This is a genomic window from Holdemania sp. 1001095H_141210_F2, from assembly GCF_015558105.1.
Classification (GTDB): Bacteria; Bacillota_I; Bacilli_A; order Erysipelotrichales; family Erysipelotrichaceae; genus Holdemania.
Genome location: NZ_JADNPO010000019.1, coordinates 13,140 through 33,865 on the forward strand (window position 1 = coordinate 13,140; position 20,726 = coordinate 33,865).

Here is a 20,726-nt window from a genome sequence, read left to right on the forward strand (position 1 = left end):
AGGAACTGTTTGTGTTAAACAAATTCTATACTCCGGGGCAACAGTCCATACGCAGCGGCTTGAAAGAACGGCCAGGCAGCTCCGTTCCAGCCTGACCGCTTTGCGGCTTTCTACCGAATTGGAAAACTCCGGGAAGATTGGGGACTGGATCTGGCCGACACTGATACGTTAAGCCTGTTGAACTGTCTGTTCATTTTAAAGGATCAGCGGAACAACGACCCTGACATGTAACACCGGTTTCCCACACAGAGCTGTAATGTTTAACGCTCGTCTCTCTTTTCTCACCCAATAAAAAAAACCGGTTCCTTCACCCAGAAATCGGTTTTTCTTTATGCTTCTTAAACTTGTTCGTCAGCTGCGGATTGAACTTCCGTTTGTAACGCTACTTCAGTGTCTTCCAGGACGAACGGCATTTCTTCACGCGGCAGATAGAAACTGTAAATGGAATCTTTCAATGCCATCCAGTCGGTCATCTTCATCGTCCAGATTTCATCCTCCGGCTCGACGATCCCCTTACTGATCAAAGCAGCCAGCTCCGCGTCAGAGAAACTGCCATCTTTCTTTCCATCTTTTCTGCGCACATACCAGCGATTATTCGTTTCCATGATTATCCTCGCTTTCCTGATCTGCGCCTTGACCCCCATCCTCCGGAGTCGCCGTCGGCTCCGATGATTCTGACGGCGACGGAAGCACCGTTGGCGTTGGCGTTGGCGTCGGGGTTGGCGTTGGGGTCGGCGTTGGGGTCGGAGTCGGCGCGATATAATTGTAATTGGTAACGGATTCCACCGAATTCTCATACAGCGTGCTGTTGGATCCGGCGATGATCGTGATCGTTACCTGTCTGCCATCCTCAAAGGAACTGTTGGGCAGCGTAACCGAGGTCCCGCTGACTTTCTCATGATAGCCGTTTTGATTGGTAACGCTGACTTCATAGTAATCGGCATTCTCCACCGCATCCCAGCTGATTCGGACATTGTTGGCGTCCTGACTGATCTTGACGTTAGCGACGGAAGCAAGCGTCTGCGACGGCGTAGCGGTCGGAGCGAAATAATTGAAAACCTGCGTTGCCGCTTCCGACGGCTTGAAACCATCCTGTCGCGAATACGCGACGATGCTGAAAGTCACCTGCTTGCCATCCTCGAATAAATTTCCATTTAAGGAAACGGAAGTTCCGTCGATCTTGGCCGAATATTCCTTTTTCAAAGCGGCGCTGACTTCATAGTAATCCGCGTTTTCCACTTTATCCCAGCTGATTTTGATCTGATCTCCAGTCTGACTGATCGTGATATTTTTAACCGCCTCCAGCTGTTTTTCTTCTTCGTGGTTATCGTTCATTTCGCTCTGACCGCGGCTGTTATCTCCGGATGCAACCAGACTGCCATTTTTCAGCAAACCGACGGAATGCTTGTCTCCCGCGGCAACCGCGATCACATCTTTCCATGCTTCAACTTCCAGCCGGCCGTATTCCTTATCGCCTTCGGCGCTCACCGTGCCATCGCTGCCAAGCAGCAGGACGTGCTCTGCGGAAGCAGCGGCCATCGTGATGTTCGACGGCGTCTTCGCCGGACAGACGCCGGTTTTGCCCGGGATGCAGTCAAGGCCTCCGGACTTGTTTATAATCAACAACGTTTCGCCGCTGATCACGACATTCTGCACGTCGGTGAGGGAGGATACATCCGCGCTGCTGCCAGCGGTCAGGACTTTTCCTTCCCGGGTAATGCCGACGCTGATATCTCCGCCCGCGGCGATTTTCGCAACGTCCTTCCATTCAGAAACTTCACATTGTTTAGCGCTGTTGTCGCCAGTACAGACAACAGTCCCGTCTTTTTTTAATCCCAACGTGTGATTTTCACCTGCCGCAATGGCCGTGATCCCGCTCCATTCACCGACTTCGGTCTGATGCTGCCGGGAACTGCCGGCCGCGACGACCGTGCCGTTTTTCTTCAAGCCGACGCTGTGCCGTGCTCCCGCCTTGATGGAGGTGATGTTCGCCCAGCTGCCGACGTCAAGCTGACCTTCGTCGTTGCTGCCCTGGCCTTTCACCGTCCCGTCGGTATTCAGCACCAGCGTGAACTCCTCGCCCGCCGCAATCCGATTTTCCGCGGTCATGATGTTGGTGACGTTCTCCTTTTTTCCGCCACTCAAGCCGTTCAGCGCCAGAATCAGAAGCAGCACGCCTAATCCGATCCCCACAGCCGCGCCGATCAGTTGAGTCTGTTTCTTCTTTTTGACGCTGGCCGGTCCGGGTTTCGGCCGGGCTGTACCGGCGGCATGCGGCGATACCGGGGATTCTTTAACAACGTTCAGCGGTTTGGTCTTCTCCAGATCTTTCACGGCCGGAATGACGCGCGTCTGACCCAGCTTTTCCTGCGGCGGAATCGGCTCGTTGATCAGTGGGGGGGCAGGCACTTCCTCCTCCGGCTTCTTCATAAATGGAATATCCAGTGTTTCATGCAGATCCTTTTCCGGAAGCTTCACTGCTTCGTTGCGGACCATCTCATCCAGACTGACATTGAAGCATTCCGCTAATAAGATCAGATGATCCACATCCGGAATCGCTCTTCCGTTCTCCCATGCCATATAATCCAGAACCGAAACCTGCGCTTTCTCGGCGACAGTCTGTTGTGAAAACCCGTTATATTTTCTTAGCTGTGTTAATTTCTCAGGCAGCTTATTCATGTCCAGCACTCCTTTCCTCTGTTGTGATATAAAAAGGGCCATAAAAATCCATTAATATCATCCCTGTTTTCACTCCGATTGTCAACCGCTGTGGACCGCAAAGTCCGTTTTTACCGGGGATTTCCTGTCAAATTTTTATTTTTTTCCACAAAAAAGCGCAAAAAAAGCGACTTTGGAAAAGCCGCTTTCTTTATGCCTTTGACTTTCGCTCTTACAGTTCAGCGAAGTATTTGATTGTACGAACCATCTGGCTTGTGTAGCTGTTCTCGTTATCATACCAGGAAACAACCTGAACCTGATAAGTATCGTCGTCAATCTTGGTAACCATGGTCTGTGTTGCATCGAACAGGGAACCATACGTGATACCGATGATATCGCTGGAAACCAGTTCTTCTTCCGTATATCCGAAAGACGGGTTGGAAGCAGCCTTCATCGCAGCGTTGATGCCTTCTTTTGTAACATCTTTGCCCTTAACAACCGCAACCAGCAGCGTTGTGGAGCCTGTCGGAACCGGTACACGCTGAGCAGAGCCGATCAGCTTGCCGTTCAGTTCCGGGATAACCAGACCGATTGCTTTGGCAGCGCCGGTGCTGTTTGGAACGATGTTGATCGCAGCCGCGCGAGCACGACGCAGATCACCTTTACGCTGAGGGCCGTCCAGAGTCATCTGATCGCCTGTGTAAGCATGAACTGTCGTCATGATGCCGCTGACGATCGGAGCGTATTTGTTCAATGTGTTCGCCATTGGAGCTAAGCAGTTCGTGGTGCAGGAAGCCGCGGAAATTACGGTATCTTCCTTTGTCAGAACGCCTTCGTTAACGCCGAAGACAACCGTCGGCAGATCGTTTCCGGCAGGAGCGGAAATGACGACTTTCTTCGCGCCGGCTTCGATATGAGCGGAAGCCTTTGCCTTCGATGTATAGAAGCCTGTGCATTCCAGAACGACGTCAACGCCCAGTTCTCCCCAAGGCAGTTCTTTCGCGTCAGCCTTCGCATAGATTTCGATTTCGTGTCCGTCGACAACGATCGAAGATTCCTTCGCTTCAACTGTATGTCCTGTGAAAGGGCCCTGAGCTGAATCATATTTCAACAGATGAGCTAACATTCTAGGGCTTGTCAGATCGTTGATGGCTACAACTTCATAACCTTCGGCTACAAACATCTGGCGGAAAGCAAGACGTCCGATGCGTCCAAAACCATTAATCGCAACTTTTACTGTCATTTTATAGACCTCCTTATGACACGACTTAATTATAGTGTTTAAGGCATAAAATGTCAATTGTGAATGACTTCACTTGACGGTTTTACAATTTTTTTTCATCGAGGTATTGATCCGCTGAATTCTGGCATACTGTAAAAGGAAAGGAGTCTTCTCCATGACCTTAATTCCTACGATTATTGAACAGTCCGCCCGCAGCGAACGGGCTTACGATCTGATCTCCTGTCTGTTGAAGGAGCGGATCATTTTATTGACCTCGCCGATTGACGACACGGTATCCGGCAGCCTGTGCGCGCAGCTGTTATACCTGGCCTCGCGGTCGTCTCAGGATATCCAGCTGTATATCAATTCCCCTGGCGGCAGCGTCAGCGCCGGGCTGGCGATTTACGATACGATGCGGCTGATCCGCTGCGACGTATCGACGATCTGCATGGGCATGGCTGCCAGTATGGCCGCCGTCCTGTTAGCCGGAGGAACCCGCGGCAAGCGCTATGCCCTGCCCAACAGTGAAATCATGATTCACCAGCCCCTGGGCGGCGTCCAGGGACAGGCCGCCGACGTCAAGATTGCCGCCGAGCATATCCTGCAGATCCGCCAGCGCTTAAATACACTGTTAGCCGGCGACACCGGCCGCAGTTTGCGGGAAATCAGCGAAGACAGCGACCGCGACCGCTACTTCAGCGCCGAAGAGGCAAAGAATTACGGTTTGATCGACGATCTGGTGCATAAACAAAAATAACGCTGCGAAGATTGCACGAATTTCCAATCCCCGTTTCCCATCCACCGGTCTCTTAAATCGCCCGCAGGTTCTCTGCGGACGTTTTTTTTATGTTATGGCCGGTTCTTGCCGCTTCCTTCGATCCGACTGATTTCCGCCTGTTTTCCCATCGTTTGAATTCAAGGCGAGTGAAGCGAAACTTTGCCGCTCAAGACCGGTTTGCCCACCCTCAGTCTGCCCGTTTTTTTATCCACCCCCTGCCGCTCCCGAAAATTCGCTGTCCGCCGCTGACCCCGCGCTGGTTTTTGCCCCGGGGTTATGCTATCCTTATATTATTAAATAAGAATCAAACTCGCACGGATATCGAAAATGAGGCAAACCGATCATGGAAAAAAATACAGTTAAATTACGTGAAGCCTTTGAACAATTAGTGGACGCCGTCTTTCTTTGCCGGGATTGGCCGGCATTGAAGGAAGCGTTGAGCGAAGCGCTGATCTGCCGCGGGCTCTATCCGGACATGATTGCCGGCCGCGACGATCTGCTTTTGTCGTTAAACCGCTACTATAAACAGACCCTCCCGCCTGTGCAGATCCGCTGGATCAGTCTGGAAGTCCTGCGCGAACAGCCCCATCTCTGCGCCCTGTTCGCCGCCTTTGAGCTGGACTATCCCGACGGGAAGATCGCCTGTCTGCAGCTGCGGGCAACGTTGGAAGAACTACCCCGGCCCGTCTATGTGCGGCTGGACCTCGATCTGCCTGCCTCGCGGGTCTTCTCGCCGCAGCCGCAACTTTTCACTGCCCATCCGCGGCCGTTCACAATGGCGGAACCGGCGCTGCAGGCGGAGATGGCCGGCGTGTATCTGGAAGCCAACATGCCGTTGTTTTATATCAGTTCCCCGCTGCTGAAGCAACTCGGATTCACCTACGAAGAATTCTATGCTCATTGTCGGAATCAGCTTGATCTGATCCTGGTTCCCGACGATGTCGGAACGATGAAAACCCAATGTGAAGACGCCTTTCAGCATGGCGATGAATTTCAGATGCCTCTGCGGTTTGTGCGCAGGGACAGAACGGCTTTGTGGCGGCAATGTCAGGGCTACCGCTTTCTGACAGATCAGGGCCGCATCGCGATCCTGCTTCGATTTGCCGATATCCACGCTGTGAAAGAACGTCAGGCTGAATTGGAGACGCAGATTCGTCAGCTGCGCCAGCGCAACGATGAGATGGCGATGTTAACGGACAATCTGCCGGGTGGAATCTGCCTGCTTCAGCTCGACGACGCGCAGACCCTGCTTTACGGCAACCGCCGGTTTTATCAGCTGCTTCAGACTTCGGAAGATGAAATCCGTCAGCGTTATCAAAACGAATGGATCCGGATGGTTCATCCCGATGACCGAAATGCCGTTTTAGCCCAGATCAAAGAAGCCTTCACCGCCGGCTTGCCCGGCTTGCACTATCAGCTGCGGGTTCCGACAAAAACCGGCATTTTATTTCTGATGGTCTATGCTTCTTTCGCGCTGACCGGCAGCGTCCAGACGATCAACTGCGTTGTGCTCGACATCACCGAGGGCAAGCAGCGGGAATTGAACATCGCGATCAACGAGCAGAGGATGACGAAAGCTCTTGAACAGGTCGGCTGCGTGCTGTTTGATTATGACTTTAAAACCAATCAGATTCTCGGTACGCCGCAAGCCTGCGCCCGCTACAATTTTCCAGACACCGCCGTCAATCCGGAATATTTTATCGACCGCGGACTGATCCTGCCGCCCTTCGGGGAATCTTTCCTCGCGATGATTCACCGGCTGCGTCAGGGAGAGGAACGCGTCAGCTGCATTATTAAAAACCGCAATCAGGACAACATCGTGCACTGGTCGCAGCTAACGCTGGTCATGCTGCCCGACGAGTTTGGTCAGACGGAACAGGCCGTCGGCATCATTGAAGACATCACGCTGCAGAAAGATGCCGAACTGGCTTACGCCAAGGAGCAGCAGTACCGCAAGGCCATCGCGGCCGGCGCCTGTCTGATGATTGAGATCAATCTGTGCGACAATCTTGTGGAAAAAATCAGCGGCGACTGGGGCTTTTTGATCGACGACGCGCTGCGGACGCCTTACGATCAGTTCCAGCGCCGCATCGCCCGGCAGCAGATCCATCCCGACGACCGTCTGACGTTTCTTTCGACGTTCAGCCGGGACGCTTTGAAAGCCGCGTTTAATCAGGAACAGCGGGAAATCACGCTGCAATATCGCCGGTTGTCGGAAAAACGCCAGATGGTATGGGTGGAAACGACTGCGCATATCATTCAGGATCCGGCGACCCAGCATCTGAAGGTGTTGTTTTTTATCCGCGATATTGATAAGGAAAAGAAACATGAGCTGATCCTGCAATATCAATCCCAGCGAGATTCGCTGACCGGCTTATTGAACAAAGGCTCCTCTGAAGCTCAGATTCAGTCGGTGCTGGAAAACGATCCCCAGGCAATGCACGCGCTGTTGGTTCTGGATATCGACGAGTTTAAAAAAATTAACGATACCTTCGGCCATCTCTATGGTGATCAGGTGCTTTCCCGAATTGCCCGGCAGATCCGCGAGGTTTTCCGCGGCGATGATGTTTTGGGCCGGATCGGCGGCGATGAATTCGCGATTCTGATGAAAAACTGCAAGACGGAACAGATCGTACGGGAAAAAGCAGGACAGCTGTGTCAAAAGCTGGCGGCGTTGTTTGACGACAGCGTTTCCTGCAGCATCGGCGTTTCTTTCTATGCCAAGGACGGAACTTATTTCTATCAGCTCTATCAGAACGCAGACATCGCGCTCTATCAATCCAAACGTCAGGGCAAGAATCAGGTGCAGTTTTACCTGCCTTCGATGAAGCAGGAAAGCTGGACGGTCAACAGTACCGAAATCGACGAGCTGCGCACGGAAATGCCGGTGATCGCAGCAGCGCCGGGGCTGGAAGAACATCTGACCTCGCAGCTGCTTGAGGAATTAAACGACGTGATCTATGTCAGCGATCCAAAGACTTACGAATTGTTATTCATCAACCGGACGATCAAAGAAGATCTCAATATCATCGACGACTACATCGGCAAGAAATGTTATAAGGTGCTGCAGGGCCGCGATACGCCGTGTCCGTTCTGCACCAACGACAAGCTGAAATTCAACGAATATTATGTCTGGGAGCATACCAACGAGCTGATGAACCGGGATTTCATCGTCAAAGATAAGCTGATCCAGTGGCAGGGCCGGACTGCGCGGATGGAATTTGCGATGGATATCGCTGAACACAATCATTTAAGCAAGGAACTGTCATTGCAGCTGGAGCGAGGCAACGCGCTGCTTGAGCATGTGCGCCAGATCGTCGACGCGGATTCCGTCAGTCAGGCGATAGAGGAAAGCCTGACCGGTATCGGCCGATATTACGCGGCGGAGCGGGTCGTGCTCAGCTTTTTGCAGGAAACGCCTCCGGTTTACGAGTGGATGAAGACGCCGCTGCCTTCGTTCAAGGAAGTCTGGAACAATCTGGCGGAAGTGCTGCTGGAACCGGGGTACACCTATTTTCATGCGCACGACGCCTATGTCTTAGTGGATATCGACGCCTTGAAGAGTCAGAACGCCGAACTGGTGCGCACGTTTTTACGGCTGGGTGTGCGGTCGCTGCTTGCGGTGCCGCTGCTTTCCCAGGAGAAGATTATCGGCTGCTGCGCCATCGTCAATCCGTCGGCGCAGGGACAGGATTTAAGCTTTGCGGAATCGCTGATCGCCTTTTTGGTCAGTGAACTGCTTAAATATCAGGCGGTGGAACAGCTGCGGTTTATGAGCTATCACGATCCGCTGACGGGGCTGGGCAACCGCAACCGGTATGTCGAGCAGCTCCAGCATTGGCAGCAGCATCCCTTATCGCAGGCGGGCGTTCTGGTCTGCGACGTCAACGGACTGAAGCAGCTCAACGAGCTGTATGGGCATCACTATGGCGATCAGGTTCTGATCGAACTGGCGCGGATTCTGAATCTGCATGCCCGGCCGGAGCAGTTATTCCGCTTAGGCGGCGACGAATTCATCGCTGTCTACGAGAATATTTCGCACACGGAATTCCAGCAGCGGCTGGCCCGGCTGAAAAACGCGTTTACGATCATTGTCAACGGCGTGTCGATGGGCAGCAGCTGGAGCGGGGACGAGCCGGACGTCAGCGCCTTGATGAATCATGCCGATCAGCTGATGTATATCGCCAAGCAGAATTATTATAAAACGACTTACAATCTGTCCAAGCATTACCGGCCGGAGACCTATCAACAGCTGATGGAGGCGCTCAAAGAAAACCGGTTCACCGTCTATATCCAGCCAAAAGCCGACTTGGAAAGCGGACGGATCCTGGGTGGGGAAGCCTTGATCCGCTATCTGCATCCGCAGATGGGTGTGATTCCGCCCGCGCGCTTTGTCCCGGTGCTGGAAAACGAACATCTGATTCGGGTCATTGATTTGTTTGTCCTCGACGAGGTCTGCCGGATGCAGCAGCGCCGGCAGCGGCAGAGCCGGAATGCCGCGGTGTTGTCGTTAAATTTCTCACGCCTGACCTTGTTGGAAGAAAACATGGCGCTGGAGGTGGAGAAAATTTTATCGCGCTATGATTTCGATCCTTCGTTAATTGAAATTGAAATCACTGAAACGGTCGGTGAAATTGAAAAGGAAACGCTGCGCACGGTCATTCAATCGTTGAAACGGCTGCATCTGCGAATTTCCCTGGATGATTTCGGGACAAAATACACCAATTTAAGCATGTTGACGGTTGCGGATTTCGACGTCCTGAAACTGGACCGCAGTCTGATTCAGGGACTGGTCGATTCCGCGCAGAATCAGATCATCGTTGCCAGCATCATTTCCATGTGTCATCAGCTGGGGGTCAGCGTCATCGCCGAAGGGGTCGAAACCGAAGCGCAGCGGGATAAACTGCGGCAGCTGGGATGCAGTTTGGGGCAAGGGTATTTCTATGGCAAGCCGATGCCGGTGGGTGATTTCCGCACGTTATTCAATAAGAATTGGGAATAATTTGATTTTCAGAGGTGAAAGAGAGGAATGGCCGATCTTTCTTACTCCGCATTCAAACCAGATAGAAAGAGAACGCCCTGCTTTCCAACCAAAACGTTCTCTTTTTTTCTATGCGATTTTCAGATTCATAAACTCCGGATTGACCAGCGTATTGCGCTGATCGCGGCCGCAAACCTGCACCCCTTTTTTAAATGTCGCGCGGCATTGGTGCAATGGGTCGACGATGATGAAGTCGGCCTGCTTTCCCACCTTGAGCGAACCCAGCCGGTCGTCGACGTTCAGAAACCGCGCAGCGTTCAGCGACGCCATGGCCACCGCTTCCGGCACTGGAATTTTCAGAGTGTCGATCAGGTTGAACACGTCCTGCAGAAGCAGCCGTCCGCTGCCGTAGATCGTGCCGTCCGGCAAATGAATTTTCCCGTTCGATTCCAGCGTTTCCGGGGTCTCACCGATCTGATACGTGCCCGGCGGCATGCCGGTCAGACTGTCGCTGTCAGTCATCATCAAAATCTTATCCCACGGTTTCATCTTCAGCAGAATTTCAATCATCTGCGGACAGACGTGGATGAAATCGCAGTTGATTTCATTGTATATCCGCGGATCCAGAAGAATCGCGCCGGTCACGCCAACTTCCCGATGATGTAATCCGCGCATCGCGTTGAACGAATGCGTCGCCATCTTACAGCCGGCGTCAATCGCGTCCATCGTCTGATCATAGTCGGCCCCGGTATGCGCAATGCCGACCCGCACGCCTTTCTGATTTAAAACCGTGATGACCTCCATCGCTCCCGGCAGTTCCGGAGCCAGACCCAGACTGATTAAATCACCGCCAGCGGCTTCATAAAACCGCAGGGCCTGATCAACCGAAGGCTTCTGGAAATACTGCACGGGCGTCCCGCCGTTATACTCCGGGTTGTAAAACGGTCCTTCCATATATAAGCCCAAAATTTCAGCCCCCTGCCGCTGATGGATTCTCGCCTCATGCAGCGCGCGGACGTTTTCCAGCATCACCGGGGAGGAAATGCAGGAAGGTACACAGGCTGTCACTCCCGCCCACAACAGTGCATCGGCCATGTGGAGGATCTGCGTTTCATCGGTTGTTTTCGAGGCGTTCCAGCCCATAAAGCCATGCAGATGAGGATCGATCAAACCAGGTAAAAGCCAGTCGTCCTGAACCTCCTCTATCCGTGTGCCCACGGGTGTATCGCCGATCGCCGCAATTCGGCCTTCGTCGTCAATCGTCAGCCATCCGTCGACGACTTCAGTTTCCGTGACGATGTGATGACTGTGAATACTTTTCATAAATCATTCCACCTTCCTTTCTTGTAGTCTATGGAACAAGGTGGGACTTCAATGCTTTTTAATATAAAAAATTTCTTTGCCTTCGTTTGTCAAGACCGCCAGATGTCCTGCGAGAAAGGAAGGATACAATCACCTCTGAAAACAAAAACATGGCGAGCCCTCGATAAGAGGATTCACCATGTTTGCCTGATGTTCTTTATTTCTCGTTGGAAGCGCTGTTTCCGGCAATGCGTCCGGAAACGATGATCTCCGTGATTGCGTTGCCGCCCAGACGATTTCCTGAATGGAAGCCGCCGGTAACTTCGCCTGCCGCATACAATCCCTTGATCGCTTCGCCGTTTTCATTCAGGACGCGGCGATCGGTATCGACCCTCAATCCGCCCATCGTGTGATGCGTGGAAGGAGCCAGGAAACGAACCCGGATCATGTCCAGCTTGTACGTATCCGGCAGATAATTGCCTTCGTCGTCCATTTCGACCTGACCGACAGTTCCGCGATACGAAAGCTTCTCCACGTCCAGCGTATCGGCAACGCCCATGACGTAGTTATCGTAATCCAGAATTGTCTGCCGCAGCGTTTCCGCGTCGCAGCCGATCAATTCCGCGGTTTCTTCCACCGTTCTGAAAATCATCCGGCCTTCAACATCTTCAGGAATGTTGTTGAAACCGCCGGTGCCGGCCGTTGTTCCCACATTGGAAATTTCAACGTAGATCCCCGGTACATATTTTAATCCCAGTTCTTTTGCTTTTGCTTCGCTCATTCCGTTTTCAAAGCCGCCTTCTGACAGAACGTCGCGTTCCGCGGATTCATCGACATACCGCTTGCCCGTTTCCGGATTGACGTAAATGACGTTCTCGCCGGCGCCGCCAGCCAGATTTCCATTATCAACCCAACCTAACGGCATCATCTGTGTCCAGCCTTCGCCGATTGTCGCTGCACCAACAGCCTGACCCATCGTCGTGCCGTCGCCCTTCAGACTGGAACGATTGGTTGTCCCGATATTGTTGGCAATGAATTCATCTTTCCAGTAATCATTTGTCTTCTGGACCATCTCAATATTCGCGCCATAGCCGCCGGTCGCCAGAATGACGCCCTTGTTGGCCATGACTGTGACCGGAGTTCCGTCAAACTGCGTCGCCTTCACGCCGGTAACGCGCCCGGATTCATCCGTGATCAATTCGTTCGCCGTCGTGCGGGTCATAATTTTATTCGCTTCGTTCGCTTTTAAAACTGTATTGGCCGGGACCGCAAAATATCCGCCCCACTTGCCTTCATAGAATTCACCGTCAACCGTGCCGCCATTGACTGCGTTTTCACGCTGCCATAAGCATCCGATTAATGTATAAGCACGGCTCTGGTCGATTGAAGCACCCTGAGCTTCCAGCCAGTCTTTAATTTCCTGACCACCTTCGACAAACTGGCGAACCAGCTTTTCATCGCCGTAAATCCATTCCGTATTCTCCCGGTTTGGACGCAAGCCGCCATAATATGTCTGGAAGATATGCAGGTTGATCGTGGAGAACAACGTCAGCTTTGTTTCATGGACGCCCGCATCCAGCTGCGGCTGGGCCCAATCCAGATAAGCCCGGATTTCTTCTTTCAGCGCTTTCAGCGTCGGCAGGTATTCCTCATGGACGCCGCGCACCGCATTCAGCGCAATATCGCCCGCGACAAACGGATGTTCGTCGTCGATCGTTCCGTCAAACGGTTCTTCCGACCAGTTCAGAATTGTTTTCAGCGTATCAATCCGTCCCGCGTCATTTTTAACTTTTTCATAGGTTTCGCCATTGTATTCGCCGGTCGTCGCATCCGGATTGGCCGGATCCCAGACAACAGCGTCAAAGGTCGACTGATAAGCGCCGCCGGAAACTAACGTATTTCCGCCCATTTCCGCGTTCTTTTCCAATACCAGAACCGTGTCCCCGTTTTGGGCTGCCTGCGCGGCGGCCATCATGCCTGCTCCGCCGGCGCCGACGATGACGACGTCCCAGGTCCCTGTAATTTCTTCCTGCGCCGCATGTTCTACGGTGTTCTTCTTAAAGGCGTCCAGATCAGAAGCGCCCGCCGCTTCCGCCGCTGCGTTGACCGCGTTCTTCAAAGCGATGCTCGTAAAGGTCGCCCCGCTGACAACGTCAACCCCCGTGCCGTTGGCTGCCAGGATATCCTCAATCAAAATGGGATAAGCGACATCGCCGACATGCGCCGTTTCCTTCTGTTCTTGAACCTGAATGTCCGTAATTGCGTTTTCTGAGAAAGTCGCTTCAATCGACACTTCCCCGTTGTAGCCCTGTGCTGAAGCCGTATAGCTTCCAGCCGTGAATTTGAGTTCTGCTTTCTTGGTTTCCTCCTTCGTTTGCCCGCAGGCAGCGCAGGAAAGCACCATGAAAAGAGAAATCAAGATAAGGCCAAGTCTTTTCATATTTTCCTCCCTCGTCGATATTTTCACAATCGATCTGACCTTACTATAAACCCCGTGGTTACCACGGGGTCAAGATCCCAAGTCCAGACTGCAGCTGAAATAATACCAGAGTTTGCCGTCTTCCTGAACCCGTGTGATCAGCCGGCCGACCAGCTCCTTGCGGATGGGTTGATCGGTGCATTCCAGCAAAGAGGCCAGCGCCGTTTTCGGGATTTGCGTTAAGCTTTCACTGCGCGAAACAATCATTACCATTTTTCCGCTGCCGCAGCTGGTCTCGGCTTCCGCATACGGAAGTTCGTTTTGTCTGGCAAAATCGGTTCGGATCCCTAATCCGACACGCGGTTCCACGATATCAGAATCAGATGTCAGCTGCTTTGGATCGATCCGGAAAGCCAGATGCAGCAGTTCAGGAAACTGCATCCATTTTTCGATCATTTTCAAGACGTTCTGGCGGTCCAGATTGGCGGGAGAAAACTCCAGGAAGCTCAGGCTGAACAGCTGCTGCACATTCAAATACAAGGGCTGCCCCTTCTGATGGATCGCGCGCTGAATTAAATTCCGATAATAGATATTACGCTCAATCTGCCGTTCCAGCAATGCTTTTTGTTTTTGCAGCTGAAGCAGATTTTCCTGATAGCGCCCATCCTGATCCGCCAGACTTTCGGCCTCGTTTTCGGGATGGAATTGATTCAGACTCGCTCCCAGTCCCCGTTCATGTCTTAGATAGAAGACCTCGACCGCATTATCAATGGAAAATTCCCGGTAGCCGTTCGCCAGCACTTTCGCTGGTTTTAAAAGCTCGAGGTCGATATAATGCCGCAGCGTCTCCAGGGTAATCCCTGAAATAGCGCAAAACTTCTTGCTTGTGACCATATTTCTGCGGATGCTTCCCTGAAAGTACCGCCGTTCACCTGCCTTCTTTGTTGATTTTACGATTATCGTTTCTATCTTACCATAGAATCACCCGCCGTTGTACTCCGGGCGTTTCTGGTTTCACTTCGCAGGTTGGCGAAGTCCAAGATTGGAATATAGAAGAATCCCTGAAAAGTTTGTAAACTGTAAAATAAAGGCATTACGTTAAGTTGTTTCGATGACTTAACCCAATGCCTTTGTTTTTACATTGTTCCTGATTTTTATAATGACTCTTAAAAATATCATTTGAATATTGTTTTATCCAATATCACCTCAATAAAAGGGAATACCATGACGATGGCAGTCATGATCAATAAAATACCGCAAGCTTTGATAAAATAGATGGAAAATAGAGTCGGTGTTCCATCTTTAACCGTGAGGAAATGCTGGTACTCCCAGACTTTCTCAGGATTTTTAAAAGCATATCCGCCATACCAGAAACAAAACGCAATGATCAATACCATAATCATCGGCAGGATCCTCCTTCGCTTCTTTCTGATTACGATCTCTGTCCACAAGACTTTTCAAGCGCTGGATCACCAGCATGCGCGGCATAACTCTTTTCAGCAGACTGCTTCCTGTCCTGACAGAACCGCGAGATAACCCTTATCATTAAAGCTTGGTACTTCATTCTCTTTTACGCGTATTCGTGCATAAACAACGGCTTGCCGCTCAGCGCAAACGCTTCCTTCGGCGAAGTCACCGCGCTCCCGTACAGCCGGTTGAACAGATCGTAATCGTTAATCCGCGCCATCGTGAAGCCATAGTCCTGCCATGTGAGGCCCTGAATAATCTTTTCCAGATGCTCATCCTGCGTGGTATGCAGGATAATCTCCGGTTTCAGCTGCAGCGCCAGATTCAACAATTTGAACAACGCGACGCTGTTGAGATAAATACACTCGCGCACCTCGATGCCCTGCGCGGTCTGATATAATGACGCGTAGCCCTGAATCTGTTTGTTCTGATCATAGTAGGCGATCAGCTTGCCGCCCTCGGCATTGCACTCCTCCTGCAGATGATCGAAGTCCTCTTTCGTCCGCAGATAGAAACCATCGAAGCGCCGCACATACGCCGTATACACATCGAGCAGATCCTGCGACTGCACCTTGTAGGTCAGGCCCTCGTTGCTGCAAAGGGGAATCTGGGAGCGATGGATGGAATACCGCCGGCGGTAATACACCATTTCAAAGCCAAACTGCGTATACATCGACGGATTGTAAGCCTGAATCAAGGTCACCAGCTCCCTGTGCTCCACCTCGTCCAGCACGTCGTTCATCAGCTCGTGCATGCAGCCCCGCTTGCGGTAAGACGGAATCGTCGCCACGCCTAAAATCATCGACGTTTCCAGAACATGCCCGGCTAACATGATCGAATGCGGAATCCGCATCAGCGTCGATACGATATTCCCCGAATCTTTCAGCACCAGCGTATTCTCCGGCTTATACAGCGTGCGGAAGAAATAATCCGTATAACCACCGTCATCGCCGGCAAACACCTGCTTCCAGATGCCGTACACAATCTTTTTTTCCTGCGGCAGCGCCTTGCTGATCATAGCTGATTCTCCTTTCCGCAAATCCGGTACTTCTCGATCAAAAACTCCGGATGGTACGCCAGTTTAGCCTGACGGATATTCTCATGGCCCATGTCGTCTTCACGGTTGACGTACTCGGCTTCATCAAACTCATGCGTCAGCCATTCCTTCATGATCGCCTGATATAATCCCCGAATCTCGTCGTCAGCTTTTTCAATGTTTTCCTGACACATCCGCGCGCTCAGCCAGGAGCCGACCGCAAACGCCTTCACTTCCCCGTCGATGCGGATCAGACCGCCGCGGTAAGGAATCTGCCCGAATAATTCCAGAATCCGGAAAACGCCGCGCCGTTCCGTCTGCAGAAATTCATCCGGATCCTCGGCATGCCACTGCCGCAGAAACGCTTCACATTCCTTCACATTATCCGCGTTGAACGACTCATATTCCCAGCGTCCCGCATACTCCTTATAGAATGCGTTGAGATGATTGCGCTTCTTCTGCAGCTTCTTGCCTGCGAAGGTTTTCAGCTTCTCGCACAGGTAAACATAATCCGCGCTGTCGCGGTTTTCCTCCAGACAGGTGTTGGGAAACGTATCCGCAAACCACTGCGCCGCTTCCTTTGTGAAGCAGCTCAGCACAAATGGCAGCCGATAATGCTCAAAGATGCCTCTGGCTGCCAGAATTGCTTCCTTGAAATATTCCGGCCGGCATAAGGGCATGTAAATAAACAACGTGCCTTCGTGCACGCCCAAAAGAAGCAGCCAGTTTTCATTCTGACACTTAAACAGCGGATAGGAATTGATCCACAGGATCATGTTGACCAAGTTGTGGTTGCTTTCTTCATACTGCGCCAACGATAAATAACGCTGGATCAGCGGATAATCGTCTACGGTAACGGGATCAAAGTCCCTTTGTATCTGACTGGCTTCCATCCTCATCCGTCCTTCTTTCAGTATATTCCGCTTCAAAAACCTCAGGCTGAGCTACCCGCTGTTCAAACGGGCTGTCCTGAGTTTGTTCGTCAATCCAAACTGAATCCTGATTCTGATCCTTCGACGACCACTGGTCGTTCATCGTCTTGGTCATCTTTCTGATCTTGAACATGCCAAAGATCCCCAAGACCGCCATGACTGCCAGCATCGCCAGAATAAACGGCCAGGCCATGCTGAGAAAGGCGATGATCAGCAGGATTGTAAAAATCATCGTTAGAAATCTCATGTTTATCACCGGTTTCATTATATCCTAATTGACCGCAAAAGAGAAAAGTTTTGCAACCCGAACCTCAAATTTAAGAATTTCTTCAGCTTCTCTGCGGATGACGGCGGCGGGCATGACGGACGCCAAGAATCCACAGGACAAGAAAGCCGGACGTCATAAAGCACAGCACCGCCAGTCCCACCTCGCCCCGCCGGCGGCTGTACTCCGTGACTGAATTGACAGAGCCGTGGGCGATTACCGGCTGAGATTGGGCGGCCTGCAGCTGGGCGGCATAGGTGTATTCCGGGTTGGAGATCGAAACCGAAGCCAGCCCTTCCTCAATCAACAAGCGCTGCACCAGCTCCCCATCCGCAAACAGCCATACCGGCAGCGGCGAGGTCTGGGCGACATGATCGTCGATTTCCAACGTCAGTGTTTCCGCCTGACTCACAATTTCGCAAGCCCGGGTTTTCCCGGCGTCTGTCAGCTCGACATCAAACAGGGAAATCGGCAGCGATTGTTCGTGGAGCACGACGGTAATCTGCCCCTGATCGCAGTTCCATTCTTCCGCGGTGTACGTTAAATTCCAGGATAAACCGGCCAGCTGGATCAATAAAAGAAAAAAAGCCAATGTCCTCACCTCCTTAGAAGTATGGAACATCCTGGCTTTTTTTATGCGGATTCTTCAGGATTCATTCTGGATTTCCGAAATTGGGGGAAGCTGCTCCGCGATCTCGTGGAGCTTGCCGAAGCGGTGCTTCATGCCGGATTTGGACATGGCAACCCCCGTCTGTTTTTCATATTCCGCGCTCAGTTCGTTCAGACTGGCCTCCGGGAACTGCACGCGCAGCTGGGCCACAGCTTTCAGCTTTTCATCGAGAAACCGCAGCCGGCCGGCTTTCTCGATCCGGGCGATATCCTCCAGCTGCTTCTTGGCCGCCGCCTGACTTTTCATTTCGTTGGCGACCTCGCAGTTGTCCAGCCGCGTCAGGTTGTTGCGGAAATCGCGGTGGATGCGGATATCCTCAAACTTCATCAGCGCTTCATACGCACCGGCGCAGCGCAGGAAATCAGCGATCTTATCGGCCGCTTTCAAATACACGACGAAGGACGTGCGGCGGGCGATCACCTTGGCCGGCAGATCAAATTTATGCATCAGCTTCTGAATGAACAGCGCGTGAGCTTCGTCGTTGGTTACAATTTCGAGATGATAATTGGTCTTCTGCGGGGAATTGACTGAACCCATCGCCATGAACGCCCCGGCCAGATAGGCCCGTGCGCAGCATTCTTTCTGAACGAGCTTGCGGGTCGGATGGTTCTGCAGCCCGTGATCGGTGAACAGGCCCAGATCGTTGAGAATCTCGGTCGTCTTGTTCAGCACCTGCAGCCGGTAGATGTTGTTTTTTTTCAGATTCATCTTCTTGATGACCGACAGATCGGTTTCCACGGCGTAATTTTCCTTCAGCAGCTTAAGGATTCGTTTTGCCGTCGCCGCGTTTTCCGTCTTGATCATCAACGACATGCCCTGAGCGTTGATCGTTAACGACGAACACAGCTGCACCAACGCGGAAAGCTCCGCCTTCTGGCAGCAGGGTTTCAGCTCATTCTGAGCGATTTCGGATTTGACTTCAGTGGTAAACGACATACTTACTCCTTTATTTTCGCTAACAGCTGCTGCATGCAGCGGCGGATCTTATCGGCGTCGTGGCGGACCAAATCGTCGCTGAAATCCAGCAGCGGCGCCGGGGTAACCTGATAGGGATGCTCTTGCTGCAGGATGCTGACAGGCTTTCCGCCTTCTAACGCATAGCGGTTCAGGACCGCATCCGGGATCGGATCCTGAGCGACCAGCACCTCGTCGATCTTCGCACCGTGACGGACCAGTGCGTCGACATGATCCTCCATTGTAAAATCGTCGGTTTCACCCGGCTGGCTCATCGCGTTGCACAAATACACGCCGTAAGCGTCCGACTGGCGGATCGCTTCGGCGATCTCCGGAATGATCAGATTCGGCAGGATACTGGTGAAGATGCTGCCGATGCCGTAAATGATCACATCCGCTTCGCGGATCGCCCGAACTGCCTTCTCGGAGGCCTTGACGGTTTCCTGATAAAACACCGTGTCGATCCGGTTATTGATATTGGGAATGTTGGACTCCCCGCGCACGATCGTGCCGTCGGCCATCCGGGCGAACAGCGTGATCACCTGAGTAGTAGCGGGAATGATATCGCCGCGCACATTGAGGATCTTGGAAAGAATTCCGATGCTTTCCAGAAAGCTGCCGCAGCTCTGCGTCAGGGCGGTCAGAATCAGATTGCCGAGGTTGTGGCCCATGACGCCCTGATCTTCCTGATCAGGATCCGGATCGCCTTCAAAGCGATACTCCATCAGATTTTTAAGCAAGGTTTCCGACTCCGCCAGCGCGATCAGCACCGCGCGGATATCGCCCATCGCGGGGATATGAAACTGACGCCGCAGCCGTCCGGTGCTGCCGCCGTCATCCGCCACGGTGACGATCGCCGAGATTTGAATATCCTGAATGAATTTAATGCCGCGCAGGATGACCGACTGGCCATGCCCGCCGCCGATAACGACGACCTTCAACGGGTTATTGTTCATCCAGCCCCCGCTTATCGCGATGTTCTTTATAGCAGTTATACTGGATCTTATAGTGATCATACAGGAAATTCGTGATCGCGACGGAGCGGTGCTGGCCGCCGGTACAGCCAATCGCTACGGTGAAGTGATTCTTGCCTTCCTTGACATATTCGGTAAACGCGTAATCGAGAAATTCCAGCAGCCGCTTGATAAATTCCCGGGTTTCCGGTTTGTCCATGACGTAATGGTAGACCTGCGGATCGTCGCCGGAGTAGGGACGCAGTTCGACTTCCCAATAGGGATTGGGGAGAAAGCGCACGTCGATCATCAGATCGGCATCCAGCGGGACGCCGTGCTTATAGCCAAACGAGATGAAGCTGATCGAAAAGACCGGCGCGCTGCTCAGTGAGAAATACTTCTCGATTTTCTGCTTCAGTTCCGACGCTTTTAAAAACGTCGTGTCGACGGAAAGAAACGCGGTGTCTTTGTAATTCTGAAACATCTGCCGCTCGACGCTGATCGCTTCCTCCAGCGTATTGCAGACGTTGGAGATCAGCAGCGGATGCGTGCGGCGCGTGGATTTGTAGCGGTGCAGCAGCACATCGTTGGACGCATCCAGAAACAGTACGCGCACATCCATATCCTCGCCCTCAAAAGCATTCAGGAACTCCGGGAAATCCTTGGCCGACGTTGCCAGCGCCAGATAGGAATAGCGCGGATCGGTACTGCTTTCAATTAGATCCACCAACAGGCTTAACAGCTGAACGGGAAACTGGTCGATGCAGTGATAACCCATATCTTCCAAAACGCTGGTCGCGCTCGTCTTGCCTGCGCCGGACATTCCGCTGACCAGGATTACACGCTTTTTCTTCATCTCGATCACCTCTTGTTTTGTTAGCTGTATTTTACCACAGCCCCTGGCGGTTCTCAATCGGGAACATGCCGATTTTTATTCGGAGAACTTTCTTCTTCAGCTTCAGCGTTTAGTCCAGGAAAGATTCCTGAGGAGCGCATCTGTTTCACAAAAAAAGAGAAGTCAAAATCCGGCGGCTCCTTGTCGATAAGATGGCGGCGGCTTATCAAACCTTGTAGCCTTATCGCTTTCTT

Annotated in this window: 16 protein-coding genes; 2 read left to right on the plus strand and 14 right to left on the minus strand. The window is 52.3% G+C overall.

Features of this window, described 5'->3' with window-relative positions; translation table 11 throughout:
• Positions 1-338: 338 nt before the first annotated feature.
• From I2G61_RS11330 to gap, 3 genes are all read right to left on the minus strand, one after another.
• Positions 339-605 (minus strand): DUF4339 domain-containing protein, encoded by a 267-nt coding sequence (locus I2G61_RS11330; RefSeq protein ID WP_072682985.1) that lies wholly within the window; start codon positions 603-605, stop codon positions 339-341.
• Positions 592-2,679, minus strand: a complete 2,088-nt coding sequence (locus tag I2G61_RS11335) for a helix-turn-helix domain-containing protein (RefSeq protein ID WP_195548286.1) — start codon at positions 2,677-2,679, stop codon at positions 592-594. The genes I2G61_RS11330 and I2G61_RS11335 overlap by 14 nt, the downstream gene beginning before the upstream one ends.
• Before the next feature lie 211 nt (positions 2,680-2,890).
• On the minus strand, positions 2,891-3,901 hold the full coding sequence (gap, locus tag I2G61_RS11340) for a type I glyceraldehyde-3-phosphate dehydrogenase (protein ID WP_072682983.1): 1,011 nt from the start codon (positions 3,899-3,901) through the stop codon (positions 2,891-2,893).
• Between the two features lie 154 nt (positions 3,902-4,055).
• Between gap and I2G61_RS11345 the strand changes: the two genes are divergently transcribed.
• Positions 4,056-4,637, plus strand: a complete 582-nt coding sequence (locus I2G61_RS11345; protein ID WP_072682982.1) for an ATP-dependent Clp protease proteolytic subunit — start codon at positions 4,056-4,058, stop codon at positions 4,635-4,637.
• 364 nt (positions 4,638-5,001) lie between these two features.
• Positions 5,002-9,660 carry a GGDEF and EAL domain-containing protein gene (locus I2G61_RS11350; protein WP_195548287.1) on the plus strand — a complete coding sequence of 1,553 codons (4,659 nt, stop codon included), beginning with the start codon at positions 5,002-5,004 and terminating at the stop codon, positions 9,658-9,660.
• A gap of 108 nt (positions 9,661-9,768) precedes the next feature.
• Here the strand turns inward: I2G61_RS11350 and nagA are convergent, their stop codons facing one another.
• The 11 genes from nagA to rapZ all read right to left on the minus strand — a co-directional run bounded on the left by nagA (position 9,769) and on the right by rapZ (position 20,493).
• Positions 9,769-10,962 (minus strand): N-acetylglucosamine-6-phosphate deacetylase, encoded by a 1,194-nt coding sequence (gene nagA, locus I2G61_RS11355; protein WP_195548288.1) that lies wholly within the window; start codon positions 10,960-10,962, stop codon positions 9,769-9,771.
• A gap of 196 nt (positions 10,963-11,158) precedes the next feature.
• Positions 11,159-13,381 (minus strand): FAD-dependent oxidoreductase, encoded by a 2,223-nt coding sequence (locus tag I2G61_RS11360; RefSeq protein ID WP_195548289.1) that lies wholly within the window; start codon positions 13,379-13,381, stop codon positions 11,159-11,161.
• Positions 13,382-13,450: 69 nt separating this feature from the next.
• Positions 13,451-14,254, minus strand: coding sequence for a MerR family transcriptional regulator (locus I2G61_RS11365; RefSeq protein WP_195548290.1), 804 nt, complete (start codon positions 14,252-14,254; stop codon positions 13,451-13,453).
• A gap of 281 nt (positions 14,255-14,535) precedes the next feature.
• Positions 14,536-14,763 carry a hypothetical protein gene (locus I2G61_RS11370; protein ID WP_072682977.1) on the minus strand — a complete coding sequence of 76 codons (228 nt, stop codon included), beginning with the start codon at positions 14,761-14,763 and terminating at the stop codon, positions 14,536-14,538.
• Positions 14,764-14,930: 167 nt separating this feature from the next.
• On the minus strand, positions 14,931-15,845 hold the full coding sequence (locus I2G61_RS11375) for a GNAT family N-acetyltransferase (protein WP_195397091.1): 915 nt from the start codon (positions 15,843-15,845) through the stop codon (positions 14,931-14,933).
• Positions 15,842-16,756: a DUF2156 domain-containing protein gene (locus I2G61_RS11380; RefSeq protein WP_195397090.1), complete on the minus strand. Its 915-nt coding sequence runs from the start codon at positions 16,754-16,756 to the stop codon at positions 15,842-15,844. Before I2G61_RS11380 ends, I2G61_RS11375 begins: the two co-directional genes overlap by 4 nt.
• Positions 16,725-17,027, minus strand: coding sequence for a hypothetical protein (locus I2G61_RS11385; RefSeq protein WP_195397089.1), 303 nt, complete (start codon positions 17,025-17,027; stop codon positions 16,725-16,727). The genes I2G61_RS11380 and I2G61_RS11385 overlap by 32 nt, the downstream gene beginning before the upstream one ends.
• A 97-nt stretch (positions 17,028-17,124) precedes the next feature.
• Positions 17,125-17,652 carry a hypothetical protein gene (locus I2G61_RS11390; RefSeq protein WP_072682973.1) on the minus strand — a complete coding sequence of 176 codons (528 nt, stop codon included), beginning with the start codon at positions 17,650-17,652 and terminating at the stop codon, positions 17,125-17,127.
• Positions 17,653-17,706: 54 nt separating this feature from the next.
• On the minus strand, positions 17,707-18,666 hold the full coding sequence (gene whiA / locus I2G61_RS11395) for a DNA-binding protein WhiA (RefSeq protein ID WP_195397088.1): 960 nt from the start codon (positions 18,664-18,666) through the stop codon (positions 17,707-17,709).
• Positions 18,667-18,668: 2 nt separating this feature from the next.
• On the minus strand, positions 18,669-19,640 hold the full coding sequence (gene yvcK, locus I2G61_RS11400) for a uridine diphosphate-N-acetylglucosamine-binding protein YvcK (protein ID WP_072682971.1): 972 nt from the start codon (positions 19,638-19,640) through the stop codon (positions 18,669-18,671).
• Positions 19,630-20,493, minus strand: coding sequence for an RNase adapter RapZ (rapZ, locus tag I2G61_RS11405; RefSeq protein ID WP_072682970.1), 864 nt, complete (start codon positions 20,491-20,493; stop codon positions 19,630-19,632). The genes yvcK and rapZ overlap by 11 nt, the downstream gene beginning before the upstream one ends.
• Positions 20,494-20,726: the final 233 nt, after the last annotated feature.